This is a genomic window from Bacillus cereus group sp. BfR-BA-01441 (assembly GCF_022663075.1).
In the GTDB taxonomy this organism is placed as follows: domain Bacteria; phylum Bacillota; class Bacilli; order Bacillales; family Bacillaceae_G; genus Bacillus_A; species Bacillus_A cereus.
The window spans coordinates 1-466 of record NZ_JAKUEU010000257.1 but is presented as its reverse complement, the minus strand read 5'-3'; the positions used below and the strand labels follow the sequence as shown (position 1 = coordinate 466).

Here is a 466-nt window from a genome sequence, read left to right as displayed (position 1 = left end):
CAAAAATCCATTTGTTACACGTTCATTCGTAAAGGATTGTAAGAGGACAGTTACGGACATAAAGAAAATGACAAACGGCATTGACTCCGTAAATTCTTTCATTCAAACCACCCTTTCACGGTTCCCCATGTATCCTCGAATAAGTCCTCCCAACTATATCCGAGCCAACCCTTATCTTTATACGCGTTCGTTTCAGCGCGTTTCTTACTTTGTTCAGAAAGACGTTCTAACGTTTCTTTCTTTTTTGGGTCTTTTTCATTTTTTGCGGGTTTTTCAAACATAATTTCACCGGCTTTTTTATCCGCTTCCTTTTGTGCTTCCCTTGTATTCTTTGTTGTTTCTTTTACAGACTCTTTCGCACCGTCCACCACTTTTTCCGCGACCTCTCCTGCGCTTGGAAGTGATAGATCCGGCGTCATCATTTGCGCCAATTTAGACAGGCGTTTCTTTCCGACAAAATCATCAA

1 protein-coding gene is annotated in these 466 nt (G+C 41.2%); it reads right to left on the bottom strand.

Translation table 11 applies throughout. The features are described 5' to 3' along the window. Window positions 1-98 precede the first annotated feature (98 nt). Window positions 99-466 (bottom strand): cytoplasmic protein (locus MR107_RS30380; protein WP_242293180.1); only part of this gene is annotated, 368 nt, incomplete at its 5' end.